Raw genomic sequence first — 13,358 nt, forward strand, 5'->3', positions numbered from 1 at the left:
GTCCCTCGCGCGGGTTGGTTGCACGGCTCGCCGGTTCGGCGGCCGGGATGTGAAGACGAGACCCCGCGCGGCCGGCACTACGGACGGTCGCGCGAAAGCTCGCTCGTCGTCAGCTTCGCATGAAGCCTTCGCACTCGCCCTCGGCCCAGGCGAGGGTCTTCTCCATGCCTTCACCCTGGAAGTAGCGCAGGCACATCTTGGTCAGGGTGGCCTGGAAGTAGATCTGCTGCGCGACCTTGGGCGGCGCCGGCGAGGCCGCCATCGACAGCGTCTGGTGCTTGAAGGGGTTCGGGTAGTGGAAGAGCGTGCCCTTGGGCGGCCCTACCTCTTCCCAGACCTTCAACGTCGTGAGCTTTTCGTAGGCCGGAAGGTCGTAGCCGCCGCTCGCGACCACCATTTTCTCGATCGATGCCGGTTGCGACAGGTGAGACAGCAGGCTCTTGGCGGCCTCCTTGTTCTTGGAGAACGACCAGATCGACCAGAAGAACGGCAGGTAGGGCGCGAAGCGTCCCTTGGGTCCGGCCGGGAAGCCGTGGGTCCAGCATTGCTCCGCGACTTGCGGGGCATCGCGCTTGGCGACTGCCCATGCGCTCGGCGGGTTCATGATCATCGCGCCCTTGCCGGCGACCAGCCACTTGTTGTTGGACGCATCGTCCCATGCGGAGACATCGGGCGGCAGGAAGGCGAGCAGCTTCTTGTAGTACTCGAGCGACTGGCGCACCGCATCGGTCTTGACGGTCAGGTTGCCCTTGGCGTCGACCAACTGCGCTCCGAACGAGTGGAAGATCGCGCCCGCGGTGTCGACACTGTCGCTGGTTTCGCCGAGACCGATGCCGAACGGGAACCCGGCCTTGTGGCAGGCTTCAGCCGCCTTGAGGAACGTATCGAGCGTCCAGTTGTCGGCCTTCGGCGGGCTTCCGGCCGGATACATCTCCTGGACGTCGATATTGGCGTATTTCTTCATCAGGTCGATGCGCGAGCAGGGGCCCTTGATCTGGCTGCCGACGCTGGCGGGAACACCGAGCCATTTGCCGTCGGCCTGGCCGAGATATTTCACCGTGCCGTTGACGTCGCCGTTCAGCTTGAGGAGCGGGTCCATGATGTCGTTGACCGGCTCGAGCAGCTCGGCATTGGCTTGTGGCCACCAGGTCGGCATCTGGAAGATATCGTGACCGGATTTCGCCTGCGCTTCGGCGGCGATGGTCACGATGTTCTTGTTGCCCTGACTGGTGATGTAGTCGAGCTGGACCTCGACCTTTTCCTTGGCGGCCCACTCATTGACGAGCTCGGTGGAGGCACTGTTCGCACCCGGCACCCAGTGATCCCAGAAGCCCATCGAGAGCTTTCCGGCTGCGTAGGCGCCACGCACGTAGGGGGCTGTAATGAGCGCCGCCGATGACAGCGCTGTCGCTGCAACGAATTCTCGGCGCGAAAGCTTCTTCCGTGACATGGCATTCCCTCCCTGGTAGCCGACGGACAAAAGACTTTTTGAATCCCGTTGTTGTTTTTGTGCGTCGCGTTCGCGCGACGTCGCGGGATTTCATTCACACTGATCAGAACAGAATTGCCGGCTGCTGTCGAGAAACGAGATGCCTATGCCAAGTAGTACTAACGTTGTGGTCAAATCGCAGGCAGTGTCATCGGCAACACCACAGCTGCCCCGTGGTTTGCCGTGCTTCCGTTGATCATGCTGCGACGCACGCGGAGGTTGGCGCAGCGACGCTCGCAGACGGCGCGCGGTTGAGCCGCAGGTTTCCGGCCACGCCTGATCGAGCCGCGTTCCGTCATGTTGATGGCCGTCGCGACCGATAGACTTGCCGAAGCCGGAAACGATAAAGTCCGGATTCGTCGAACCTGCCCGCCGCGTCAATCCTGCAATCCACCATCGATCACGGAGACTCGATCATGCTCATCCCGGTAGCGAAGCTGCGAGCGCAATGGAAATTGTGCGTCGCGGTTGGGGCCGCCGCCGTCACGCTGCTTGCAGTGCCTCATATGGTCGATGCGCAGATCGTGCAGGGTGTCGAAAACGGCGCGCGCGAAGGCAACAAGGCCGCCGGCCCGGTTGGCGGCGTTCTTGGCGGAGCAATCGGCGGCGTCGTCGGGGTGGTGACCGGCGTGACCGGGGTCTTGACCGGCAACAACAACGCCGGCAACGGCAAGAACGCACAGGCTCCGGCGTCCGCTGACAAGCAGGGCGCCAAAGCCGCCAAATCGGCCAAGGCCGCCGCCAAGGACAAGGGCGCGAAGCAAGCGCCGACCGTGCTGACCCAGGCCGGCGCACCGCAGCTCACGGGCGAACAGATCGTCGCCAACAGCGACGCGAACATCGAGCGGATCAAGAAGGAGCTCAATCTGACGCCGGAGCAGGAGAAGAATTGGGCCGGCTTCAACAGTGCGATGCACTATCTCGGGCACAATGGCGCCGACCGTCTCAATCTGCGCATTGCCCGCGCGCAGCGCGATCCGCCTGACGACATCATCGAGCAGATGCGCAACGAGGCCCAGTTCCTAAATGACCGCGCCGTCGATCAGCGCGGCGTCGCCGACGCCGCCGAGCCGCTCTATGCGAGCCTCGACGACAAGCAGAAACAAATCTTCATCAACGAAATGGTCCGCCTCAGCCACGAACGCGGGCTCGATTGAGGACCTATCGCCGGCGAAGTGGGGACGAATAGCCGGGCCACCAGGCCCTGGGGTAGGTTAAAGGCGCAGCACCCGGCTATTCTGCCGCAGCGGCGCGGCCCGGTTAATTCGTCATTCAATGTTGAAGAAAAACGGACCGGATCGCGCCCGAGTGATGGCCGAGTCAGGGCCTTGTCGGGAACCGTTTTGCAGACATGAAAATTTGGCCGGCACATGCGCCGGCCGATTGTTGAGCAGCGGAATAATCCGGCGAAGACCGGTTCAGCTCTTCGGGAAGTTCAGCTCCACGCCGACGCCGTCGGGATCGTAGAGGAATATCTGGGTGTCGCCGGTGCGCGGCACGATCTGCTCACGGAAGCTGACGTTCTTCGCCTGCAGGCGCTTGCGCACGGCATCGACGTCGGTGGCGGCGAAGGCAATATGATCGAGCCGCCCGGTGTCTTGATATTTCTTCTCGGTGCCGCGCACCACGATGCCGTCGCGCGGCTTGCGGGTGCCCATTAAATGGACGGTGGCCTGGCCGCCGGAATAGAGCCAGTAACCGGGGAAATCGAGCGGCGGGCGATCGCCATTCTCGAGCCCGAGCACATCGCAATAGAAAGCCTTGGTCTTCTCCAGGTCCTGCGGCTCGATGGTGTAATGCTGTAGTCCGCCCAATGGCATGGTTCTTCTCCCTGAGAATTCAGATCAGACGAAGCTGAGGTCGGCATCGACGCCGAGCATCCAGGCGCCGACGGTCTCGAAATGGCTGAAACGGCCCTGCAATTGTTGGGTCACGGTATGGATGTCGCGGAAGCGCCGTTCCAGCGGATGGCCGTCGAAGATCGCGGTGGCGCCGGCCGTGTTGTAGGCGAAGTCGACGGCTTCCCGCGCCTTGTGGATGGCGTGCGTTGCCGCCATCCGGATCGTCATGCGCTGCGCGACCGTAATGCTGTGGCCGGCAACCAGGTCCTGCCAGATATCCGCCATCGACTGCAGCAGGAAGGCCCGGGCGGCGCGCAGATTGACCTCGGCCTGGGCGAGGCCGGATTGCACCACGGCATTGTCGCGCAGCGTCTTCTTCATGCCGCGCGGCACCTTGTTGCGGGCAACATCAACGAAATTGTCCAGCGCGCTGCGGGCGATGCCGCAGGCGACCCCGGCGAAGCCGACCTGATAGCAGGTGTGGTTGCTCATCCGGTACAGCGGGCCATTCTCGCGGCATTCGCGATCGAACTCGCGGGTGATCGAATGGTCCGCGCGGACGAAGACGTCGTTGAGCGCGAACTGGTCGCTGGCGGTGCCGCGCAGCCCGACCGTGTTCCAGATGTCGGTCCATTCGACGTCTTCGGTCCGCACCAGCATGGTGCGCTCGACCTGCTCGCCATTGGCGTCGCGGCGCGGCGAGCCGTCGGCGGCATAGACCGGGCAGTGGGCGCCAAGCCAGGTGGCGTGCCGCCCGCCTGATGCAAACGACCAGACCCCGGTGACGCGGTAGCCGCCCGCGCACTCGACCGCCCTGACCTTCGGACCGGGTCCCCAGGCGAGCACGGCGCGCGGGTCGGCGAACATCTCCTGCGCGACCGGCAGGTCGAGATAGGCCGCCGACATCGCACAGCCGCCGGCCTGGCTCAGGCACCACGCCGTCGAGGCATCGGCCTTGGCGATGGTCTCGATGACATGGAAGAAGGTGACGGGATCGGTTTCGATCCCCTCGGTCGAGCGCGGCAATAGCAGGCGGAACAGCCGGGCCTCGTGCAGCCGGTCGAGCAGGTCGGGCGGCAGGCGGCGGGTCGTCTCGATCTCGTCGGACGCGGTTGCAACCGCGTGCCTGATTGCCTCGGCGCGGGCGATCACCTCGCGATCGCCGGCAAGATCGGCAGAAGTCACGCTCATATTCACCTCCCTCAGGCGCGCCGGATGGTTGCGGAGGCCGCGACGTCAGCCGTCGCGTTGAGCTCCTTGTCGATCTGCTCGATCGACTTGCCCCGGGTCTCGAGCCCGAAGAACAGATAGACGGCGCCCGCCATCAGGAACCAGCAGCCGAGATAGACGAAGGCGGTCGGGATCTGGGTGAGCGGCACATCCGGCTTGAGATAGTTGTTCGAGCCGACGATCAGGGCAAGCCCGACCGGTCCGATGATCTTGCCGATGCCGCCGAAGCCATAGGCCGATCCCATGCCCGTGGTGCGCAGATGCGACGGCCAGACCTCCGCGGCATAGGGGCCGACGATCGCAAAGCCGCCGTCGGCGAAGAAGAACGCGGCACCGAGCAGCAGCCAGAATGCCGACATGCCGAACAGCGTCGCGTCGTAGTGATAGCCGGCAATGATGGTCAGCGCGCCGGCGCCGAAGCCAAGCAGACCGCCGGCGATGCGCCGTCCCAGCAGTTCCGAGAACCAGGAGAACGAGAGGCGGCCGAGGAAACCGGTGATGCTGAGCAGGATCATCATCTTGGCGGCCTCCTGCGGCGTGACCTTCAAGAGCAGAACGAACAGCGCAGGCGCCCACAGCGTGATGCCGTAGACGCCGGTCTGTGCGCCGGCATTGCCGAGCCAGGAGACGATCAGGCTGCGCGGATATTTGAACAGGTCGAACCAGCTCGTCTTGACGATCGGGCCGGCGTCGGCCGCGCTCGGCAAGGGCAGCTCGGATGGCGGCACCTCGAGCGCCCAGGCCAGCGACTTGCGGGCTTCGTCATAGCGTCCCTGCCGGCACAGCCAGCGTGGCGACTCCGGAACCCAGAGCCGGACCAGCAGCACCAGGACAGCGGGCAGCACGCCGATCGCAAACAGCAGCCGCCACTGGTCGGTGCCCATCACGGCTCCAAGCACCGCACCGAGGCCGACGCCGAGCGGGATCACGCAGGTGACGAGCCCGCCGACCCAGCCGCGCTTGTGCGAGGGCATGAACTCCTGCACCAACGGCAGGTCGACGCAATAAAGTCCGCCGACACCGGTGCCGACAAAGAAGCGCAGGATGGCGAGATAAACCCAGCCATTGTCAGGCGTGAAATAGAGCAGGCCGGTCGCGATCGAAAAGTTCAGCACGGTGCCGATGAAGACGATGCGGCGCCCGACCCGGTCGGCGAGCCAGCCCCAGAGATAGGCGCCGAGGATGGCGCCGATGCCGGAACTCATCAGCACGGTGGCCGATTGGCCAAAGGTGAGTTTCCACGGCCCGATCAGGAATGCGAGCACAAAGCCGATCAGGAAGTAGTCGAAGAATTCCAGCGCATCGCCGATGATGGCCGCCGCAAGGATCTTGATCTGGTTGCCGGTCAGAGTCGTCCGGCGATCGAGAATCTCGAACATGGCGCGTCTCCCCATGGCGCCTGTTCGTTGTTGTTGGGAGCGTGCGTCGCGCCAGCGCATCGCCCATAGGGTGAGGCTATCCTCGCGCCGTCGCGAACGGCAAGCCCGCACCGACGCGGGGCTCATCTGCACGGGCGCGATACACAAGTCGGCTTACTGCTGCGCACAAATCGTGGTGCGAAAGCCTGATGCAAGCCGCGGGAGCCGTTGACTCCGGCAATGCCGATCGCCCACGTTTGCGTGAAGAAAGTTTAGGGGGCAGGCCGGGTGGACGAAAAGCGCAAGCATCCGCGAACCGAGGTCAACGAACCCGGCTATGTCTCGTCGGGCGGTTCGGTCATGCATTGCACGATCGTGAACATGTCGCCGGAGGGAGCGGCCATCGAGGTCGAGAATCCGGCCTTCGTCCCGCACCGATTCCGCCTCGTGATGGCCCGGGACGCCTCGGTTGTCTATGAGTGCCAGGTGATCTGGAGCAAGAAGACGCGGATTGGAGTGAGTTTCGTGACGACCGCCTGAGCGCGGCAATCTCGTGGGGACGCCATGACCGACCGAGCCAGGGTGGGACGGTTTCGTTGCTGGAACAGCAGGTGACACGCCGATGACTCCGGAACCCGCAACGATCTGCCTTGGCTGCTGGCAAAACCTGCACATGCCGATCCCGCTGCGCGGCCCGTTGTCGGCGCCGTTCCGTCTGTTCGGTGTCCGGCCGAGCCGTATGAATCCGAACACCTGCACGATCTGCGAGATGGCCTTCTCGAAGATCATGAAGGCACGCGCCGTGACCATCGACGCCACCATCCTGTTCGCCGATCTGCGCGGCTACACCACGCTGACCCAGACCATCGCGCAGGACGGGCTGACATCGCTGCTCGATGCGTTCTACGACGACTGCGCCGCCGCGATCTGGCGCTATGACGGCATTCTCAACAAGACGATCGGCGATGCCGTGTTCGCGATCTTCAATTTTCCGGTGCGGCGGGAGGACCATGCCGTGCAGGCCTTGCTGGCAGCGCGCGACATCCAGCGCCGCTTCCAGGAAAGGCATGACGCCCTGGTGCGGACGATCGGCGCCGGCGACATCGAGCTCGGCATCGGGATCGGGATGGACAGCGGTGACACCAATTTCGGAGAGTTCGGGCAGACCCATCGCGACCTGACCGCGGTCGGCACGGTGGTCAATCGGGCGGCGCGCGCGCAGGCGATGGCAAAATCCGGCGAGATCCTGGTCACGACGGCCGTACGCGACCGAACCCGCGACATGATCACCGCGGCCGGTTCCGATTATACGTTGAAGGGCTTCGACCAGCCGGTGACGCTGTTCTCTGCCTGAATTGACGCGGCGCAAAAAAGACGGCTCCAGCGTGCCATTGCGCGCCGAAGCCGTCGGGATGGTCGTTTGCCGATTACGAACGTCGCCTCAACGCCGGACCGGCGGCTTCGTTCCCGCCCACGTGAAATCCTTTTGAACCGGGTCAGCGCCACATGCCGCGCATCCGGGCGCCGATGTCGATCGGCGGCGCGCGGCTGGCGGAGGAGGCCTGCGCGGCCGCGGCGCGCGGCCATGTGGTCCGTTCGAACATCGGCAGCAGCCGCTCCGGGATGAAGCGGGTGCGCGAGGCGTACATGTGGCGGTCGCCCTTGGCGGCCTGGCCGTGGACGAAAAAGCGCTGCGGCACCAGCAGATGCAGATCGTCCTTGGCACGGGTCATGGCGACATAGAGCAGGCGGCGCTCCTCCTCGAGCTCAGCCGAGGTGCCGGCGCCGAGATCGGAGGGCATGCAGCCGTCGACGACGTTGAGCACGTAGACGGATTTCCATTCCTGCCCCTTGGCGGAGTGGATGGTCGACAGGATCAAATAATCCTCGTCGAGCAGCGGCACGCCGGCCTGGTCGCTGGTCGCGTCGGGCGGATCGAGCGTGAGCTCGGTGAGGAAGCGTTCGCGCGACGGATAGCCGGCGGCGATCTGCTCGAGCTGAATGAGGTCGGCGCGGCGGACTTCGCTGTCCTCGTGGATCCGATCGAGATGCGGCTCGTACCAGAGGCGCGCGCGTTCGATGTCGACGGGCCATTCCGAGTAGCGGAGGTTCTCGATCGCCTCGACGAACAGCCGCCAGTCGGCGCCGGCGCGGGGCGGGGCAGGCAGTGCCACGAGTGCTGCGATCGGATCGGCGGCCTCGGCCATGCGGTCGAGCACGCGCTGCGCCGAGGCCGGCCCGACGCCGGGCAACAGATGCAGGATGCGAAAGCCGGCGACCCGGTCGCGCGGATTGGCGGTGAAGCGCAGCAGCGCCAGCATGTCCTTGACGTGCGCGGCGTCGAGGAATTTGAGGCCGCCGAATTTCACGAAGGGAATGTTGCGGCGGGTCAGCTCGATCTCCAGCGGACCGCTGTGCGAGGAGGTGCGGAACAGCACCGCCTGGTGCTTCAGCAGCGCGCCTTCCTCACGGTTGGCCAGCACCTGCTCGACGATGTAGCGGGCTTGATCGGCTTCGTCGCGGATCGTGACGAGCAGCGGCCTGCGGGTCGAGGTCCGGTCGGTCCACAGGTTCTTGGTGAAGCGTTCCTTGGCGAGCGAGATCACGCCATTGGCGGCCGCCAGGATCGGCTGCGTCGAGCGATAGTTGCGGTCGAGCGTGACGATCTCGGCGGCCGGGCTGAACTGGCTCGGGAAGTCGAGGATGTTGCGCACGGTGGCGGCGCGGAACGAGTAGATCGACTGCGCGTCGTCGCCGACGACGGTGAGCCCGCGTCCAGCCGGCTTGAGCGCGAGCAGGATGGAGGACTGCAGGCGGTTGGTGTCCTGATATTCGTCGACCATCACATGGTCGAAGCGGCCGCCGATCTCCTCGGCCAGCGCCGTATCCGTCACCATCTGCGCCCAGTAGAGCAGGAGGTCGTCGTAATCGAGCACGTTCTGCCGCTGCTTGGCTTCGACATAGGCCGCGAACAATTGCTTCAACTCGCTGGCCCAGCCGGAGCACCACGGGAAGAACTGGCCGAGCACGGCCTCGATCGGCATCTCCGCGTTCACGCAGCGCGAATAGATTGCAAGGCATGTGCCTTTGGTGGGAAACCGGCTTTCGGTGCGGGAGAAACCGAGATCGTGGCGGACCAGGTTGATCAGGTCGGCGGAGTCCTCACGGTCATGGATCGTGAAAGCCGGATCGAGCGCGATGCGTTCGGCAAATTCCCGGAGCAGTCGTGCGCCGATGCCGTGGAAGGTGCCGGCCCAATTCAGCGCATCGGTCATGATCGAGGCGCGATCGCCGAGCACGCGCCGCGCGATGCGCTCGACGCGGCCGGCCATCTCGGCGGCTGCGCGTCGTGAAAAGGTCATCAACAGGATGCGGCGCGGATCAGCGCCCGCGACGATCAGATGCGCGACGCGATGGGCGAGCGTATTGGTCTTGCCGGAGCCTGCGCCCGCGATCACCAGCAACGGGGCGCCCACGATGCCATCCTTGCCGACCCCGTGTTCGACGGCGCGGCGCTGCTCGGAATTGAGCGCATCGAGATAGGCTGTGTTGGCAAGATCAGGCACGAATCACCCCCACGAAACGCTAACAGACATTGCGATTCCGTGGAGCCGGCGCACCTCGATGGGAGCAGAGAAATTAGATTGACATTAACGCGCCGCGGAGCACAACCGCGCCATGGCTGATGTTTCCAAATCCGACACGCCGCTGAAGGCGACATTCAGAGTGCGGCTGAACGGCGAGACGGTGACGCTCGCGACCGTCGGTCAGGCCTACCGCTTCATCAGCAATCTCAGCGCCGTCGAATGGATGGAGTTCCGCTCACTGCATGACGACGCGCTGGTCGCGCTGGAGCGCGCGGCCGGCAACGCCATGCTGACGGTGCAGGCAACCTCCGCGCTGCGGGTGCTGTTCGTCCGCGCCAAATTGCTTTGAAAAGAAATGGGCCGCCTTGGCCCTCCGAAGGCGGCCCGAGAGTGCGGCCGAAGCGCATCGCGCCCCCGGCCGTCGCGTGTACCGCCGTTACCTTGTTTGCGGCCATAACGGACGGGCCTTACGAAAGGCGCGCCGATTCGGCTGTAGCGGCAACACCACAATCAGTGGCCGACGTCGTCGACGAGGCGGTCGTACACAAGGGCAGAGCGCAGGTTCATCGTTGCGATCCTCAGATAATTGGGTTCGCGCATGGCGTTGTTGAACATCATGATCGCCGTCTTCCAGTAGCCGCGCTCGCGCTGATCCGCGCTCAATGCTGACAGGTAGTCCGCCGCGTCGCCGACGGTTGCGAGTGTTCGCCCGTCCCTCAGCGTGATCGGGAACGCAAGCGGCGACCGCTTCTCCAGCTCCAGCACAAAAGGCTCCCCCCAAGACAAAGTAGCAATAGCAGAAACAGACCTAGCTGCGCCGCTATATCAAAGCCTTAAGGGAGTGTCCGGGTCGGGCGGTTCAGAAGGAATCCGCCAGTGCGATCTCGGCCCTGAGGGCATCGATGCGCCGTTCGGCTTCCTCCGACGTCAGGTCGCGCGCGTACTGGTTCGGCTGATAGGCCTCCTCGGCCAAGGTCCGCAACCGCAGCGCCTGGGCACGCGACATCAGCCCGCCAAGCCGCTCCGCAACCCCGCCAAATCTCACCGCTGCCATGCTCATCGCTCACCTCGCTTGCCGGATCGTGACTTGACAATATGTTCTATTTTTGTTCTAACAAGCCATGGACAACAAGATCAATGAAATTCGTCGCAAGATCAGCACTTTGCGGGCTGAGATGACCCTGGTCGAGGCGTCGATCCGGGATCAGGTCAACCGCGATCTGGATTGCAGCGAAGCGTCCTACCGGCTGATGGCGATGCGCGCCGAAGTAACCGAGCTCATCGGCCGCTGGAAGGCCGCCGGCGGCGGCGAGCGCCTCCCCACGGTTCGAGAGCGGCTGAGCCGAAGCTTTGCGGATCGCTCCGTTGCGACCGGCAAGCCGGCTGCCGACAAATCGGCTCCCGTCAAACCGGACAAAGGCAGGCTCAGGCCGGGCCAGAGCAACGCGAGGGTTTGACCGGTCCGCCCGAGCGGGAGGGCGCGTCACACACCGGCTCGAGTCCGAATCTGGTTTCGAGCCGGGAACCCTGGCCGCGGGTGGGCATTTTCTTGTGGTGAGAGCCAACGCCATAGCATCGCCCAGCGCCATGATCGCCGATCCGACCGCGCCACCGCGGGTATCGATGAATGACGATCGCAGCCCGTTGCTGACGCTGATCTCCTGCATCAGCTGCATCAGGACGATGCGGCTTGAGAGCAGCTCTCCGGGCAGCGAGGGCAGGGACATCCTTCAATATCGCTGCGAGCAATGCAGCCGCATCGAACGGGTGCAATTGGTGCGCCGGACCTGGCCGGCGGACCGTTAGCCCTCCATTTGAAAATTATGACCGCGCTCTCGCCTTCCTGGGTAGATATTCATCTGCCGGGAGATCGTTCGACACGCTTTCGGAACGTTGCCCCGTCAGCTTCGAGAGTTCGCGGCTGAGGTCTTGAATGCGGTACGGCTTGCGCAGGACCGGAAAGTCGGACCGCACGTTGCGCGCACTGTCGCTGTAGCCTGTCGTCAGCAGGATCGGCAGCTCGGGCTTCCTGTCCCGGATCGTGCGCGCGAGCTTCAGCCCATCCATCTTGCCGGGCATGACGATGTCGCTGAACACCACGTCGACCCCGTTGGTCTCGATTTCCGATAAGGCAGCCTCTGCGTTCGAAGCCCAGCGCACGGTGTAGCCGAGCTGTTCGAGCAGGCCCGTGCTCGCATCGGCGACCGCCGGATTGTCCTCGATCAGCAGGACGGTTGCGGAGCCGCGCACGCTGTGGCCCGCGGTCGTACCCGTTGCGGCCGCGGTCCCGCGCGGGAGGTAGATGCTGACCGTGGTGCCCTTGCCAAGCGTGCTGGCAATCTCGATCCGGCCGTCGGCCTGGTGGGCGAAGCCGTGGACCTGGGACAGTCCGAGGCCGGTCCCTTTGCCGACCGGCTTGGTGGTGAAGAACGGGTCGAAGACCTTGCTCAGCACATCCTGGGGGATGCCTTCGCCGGTATCGGCGACGCTGACGGCCACCTCGGTGGTTGCGGGTACGCTTCGGGCCGAGACCGTCAGTGTACCGCCACTAGCCATCGCGTCCCGCGCATTGACGACAAGGTTGATCAGCGCGGTCTCGAATTCGTTCGGATCGACGAAGATCGGCCAGAGATCCGGCTGGATCTCCAAGTTCAGCTTGATCGCGCCGCCGAGCGCGCTGCTCAGCACCTCGCGCACCGCGGTGATCCTGTCGGCGACATCGATGGTCTGCGGGTTGACGCTCTGGCGGCGCGCGAAGGTGAGCAGCTGGCTGGTCAGGGATGCGGCGCGCTCGGATGCGGTTTCGATCGCGCTCAGGGCAAGCTGGCCGCGCTGGCTCGTCACCTCGCGCTTGATCCGGTGCAGATTGCCCGAAATGATCATCAGCAGGTTGTTGAAGTCGTGCGCGACGCCGCCGGTCAATTGGCCCAGCGCATCCATCTTCTGCGATTCCGCCAGCTGTCGCTGCACCAGTTCGAGCTTCTGCTGCGCCTCACGCCGCTCGGAAATGTCCCGCGTGATCTTGGCAAAGCCGACCAGGCTGCCGTCGCTGTCGCGGATCGGATCGATCACGACGCTGGCCCAGAAGAACGAGCCGTCCTTGCGGACCCGCCAGCCATCCTCCTCGTAGTGCCCGGTCTCTTCCGCGATCTTGAGCGCGCGGGCCGGCCTGCCCGCGGCCTGGTCGGCCGGCGTGTAGAACCGCGCGAAGCTCTGGCCGATGATTTCGCTCGGCGAATAGCCCTTGATGCGCTCGCCGCCGGCGTTCCAGTTGGCGACGATGCCGGCCGGCGTCAGCATGTACAGCGCGTAGTCGGTGACGTTGCTCACCAGCAGGCGGAACTGGCTTTCGCTGGCGTCGAGATCCGCGCGCGCCTGTTGGCGCTCGGTTACGTCGCGGGTGACCATCGCGTAACCGATCAGCTTGCGCTTCTCGTAGATCGGATCGATGACGACAGAGGCGTAGAATTGCGTGCCATCCTTGCGGATGCACCAGCCCTCGGCCACGGCGTGTTTTTCCTTCCGCGCCATCTGCAACGCCTTGGCGGGAAGGCCCGACGCACGATCCTCCGCCGGATAGAAGACCGAGAAGTGCTTGCCGAGGATTTCCTTGGCGGGATAGCCGGTGATGCGCTCGGCGCCCTTGTTCCAGTTGGTCACCCGTCCATCGGGGCCGAGCGTGCAAATCCCATAGTCAATTGCCCCTCCAGCCAACAGCCGGAAGCTGCGCTCGCTTTCGAAAATGCCCCGCTTGAGCTGGTCTGATTTCTTAACCATCACCAATCCTGCCAACGCCGGGAACGTTCCGGCGAGGCCAATGTTCCAATGCGATCAAATGCGCCGATCGAGCCCA

The 13,358-nt window shown here is 64.5% G+C and carries 14 protein-coding genes; 6 read left to right on the top strand and 8 right to left on the bottom strand.

What is annotated here, in order from left to right:
- Positions 1-109: 109 nt before the first annotated feature.
- On the bottom strand, positions 110-1,450 hold the full coding sequence (locus ACOIX3_RS20330; RefSeq protein WP_212314438.1) for an ABC transporter substrate-binding protein: 1,341 nt from the start codon (positions 1,448-1,450) through the stop codon (positions 110-112).
- A gap of 455 nt (positions 1,451-1,905) precedes the next feature.
- Here ACOIX3_RS20330 and ACOIX3_RS20335 point away from each other — a divergent pair, with 455 nt between their 5' ends.
- Positions 1,906-2,646 (top strand): Spy/CpxP family protein refolding chaperone, encoded by a 741-nt coding sequence (locus ACOIX3_RS20335; RefSeq protein ID WP_420971584.1) that lies wholly within the window; start codon positions 1,906-1,908, stop codon positions 2,644-2,646.
- 261 nt (positions 2,647-2,907) lie between these two features.
- Here the strand turns inward: ACOIX3_RS20335 and ACOIX3_RS20340 are convergent, their stop codons facing one another.
- From ACOIX3_RS20340 to ACOIX3_RS20350, 3 genes are read right to left on the bottom strand one after another with little or no spacing between them, the layout of a single operon-like run.
- On the bottom strand, positions 2,908-3,309 hold the full coding sequence (locus tag ACOIX3_RS20340) for a VOC family protein (protein ID WP_420971585.1): 402 nt from the start codon (positions 3,307-3,309) through the stop codon (positions 2,908-2,910).
- Positions 3,310-3,333: 24 nt separating this feature from the next.
- Complete coding sequence (locus tag ACOIX3_RS20345; protein ID WP_420971586.1) at positions 3,334-4,521, bottom strand: acyl-CoA dehydrogenase family protein; 1,188 nt, start codon at positions 4,519-4,521, stop codon at positions 3,334-3,336.
- 11 nt (positions 4,522-4,532) lie between these two features.
- Positions 4,533-5,939 (bottom strand): MFS transporter, encoded by a 1,407-nt coding sequence (locus ACOIX3_RS20350; protein WP_420971587.1) that lies wholly within the window; start codon positions 5,937-5,939, stop codon positions 4,533-4,535.
- A 267-nt stretch (positions 5,940-6,206) separates the two neighbouring features.
- Between ACOIX3_RS20350 and ACOIX3_RS20355 the strand changes: the two genes are divergently transcribed.
- Positions 6,207-6,458 carry a PilZ domain-containing protein gene (locus ACOIX3_RS20355; RefSeq protein ID WP_420971588.1) on the top strand — a complete coding sequence of 84 codons (252 nt, stop codon included), beginning with the start codon at positions 6,207-6,209 and terminating at the stop codon, positions 6,456-6,458.
- 82 nt (positions 6,459-6,540) lie between these two features.
- Positions 6,541-7,272, top strand: a complete 732-nt coding sequence (locus ACOIX3_RS20360) for an adenylate/guanylate cyclase domain-containing protein (RefSeq protein WP_342721989.1) — start codon at positions 6,541-6,543, stop codon at positions 7,270-7,272.
- A gap of 142 nt (positions 7,273-7,414) precedes the next feature.
- Here the strand turns inward: ACOIX3_RS20360 and ACOIX3_RS20365 are convergent, their stop codons facing one another.
- Positions 7,415-9,484 carry an ATP-dependent helicase gene (locus ACOIX3_RS20365; RefSeq protein ID WP_420971589.1) on the bottom strand — a complete coding sequence of 690 codons (2,070 nt, stop codon included), beginning with the start codon at positions 9,482-9,484 and terminating at the stop codon, positions 7,415-7,417.
- Between the two features lie 112 nt (positions 9,485-9,596).
- Here ACOIX3_RS20365 and ACOIX3_RS20370 point away from each other — a divergent pair, with 112 nt between their 5' ends.
- Positions 9,597-9,854 (top strand): hypothetical protein, encoded by a 258-nt coding sequence (locus tag ACOIX3_RS20370; protein ID WP_420971590.1) that lies wholly within the window; start codon positions 9,597-9,599, stop codon positions 9,852-9,854.
- Positions 9,855-10,015: 161 nt separating this feature from the next.
- Here the strand turns inward: ACOIX3_RS20370 and ACOIX3_RS20375 are convergent, their stop codons facing one another.
- Both ACOIX3_RS20375 and ACOIX3_RS20380 read right to left on the bottom strand, forming a co-directional pair.
- The gene (locus tag ACOIX3_RS20375) at positions 10,016-10,270 is read right to left on the bottom strand and encodes a hypothetical protein (protein WP_420971591.1); all 255 of its coding nucleotides are present in this window, start codon (positions 10,268-10,270) and stop codon (positions 10,016-10,018) included.
- A gap of 94 nt (positions 10,271-10,364) precedes the next feature.
- Positions 10,365-10,565 (bottom strand): DUF3072 domain-containing protein, encoded by a 201-nt coding sequence (locus ACOIX3_RS20380; protein WP_229166414.1) that lies wholly within the window; start codon positions 10,563-10,565, stop codon positions 10,365-10,367.
- Positions 10,566-10,626: 61 nt separating this feature from the next.
- Here ACOIX3_RS20380 and ACOIX3_RS20385 point away from each other — a divergent pair, with 61 nt between their 5' ends.
- Entirely contained in the window at positions 10,627-10,962 is a 336-nt protein-coding gene (locus ACOIX3_RS20385; RefSeq protein ID WP_420971592.1) for a hypothetical protein, read from the top strand.
- A gap of 130 nt (positions 10,963-11,092) precedes the next feature.
- Positions 11,093-11,311: a hypothetical protein gene (locus ACOIX3_RS20390; protein WP_229186530.1), complete on the top strand. Its 219-nt coding sequence runs from the start codon at positions 11,093-11,095 to the stop codon at positions 11,309-11,311.
- Between the two features lie 15 nt (positions 11,312-11,326).
- Here the strand turns inward: ACOIX3_RS20390 and ACOIX3_RS20395 are convergent, their stop codons facing one another.
- Complete coding sequence (locus tag ACOIX3_RS20395) at positions 11,327-13,282, bottom strand: PAS domain S-box protein (RefSeq protein WP_420971593.1); 1,956 nt, start codon at positions 13,280-13,282, stop codon at positions 11,327-11,329.
- Between the last annotated feature and the right edge of the window lie 76 nt (positions 13,283-13,358).

The organism is Bradyrhizobium sp. B120, assembly GCF_049075665.1.
Classification (GTDB): domain Bacteria; phylum Pseudomonadota; class Alphaproteobacteria; order Rhizobiales; family Xanthobacteraceae; genus Bradyrhizobium.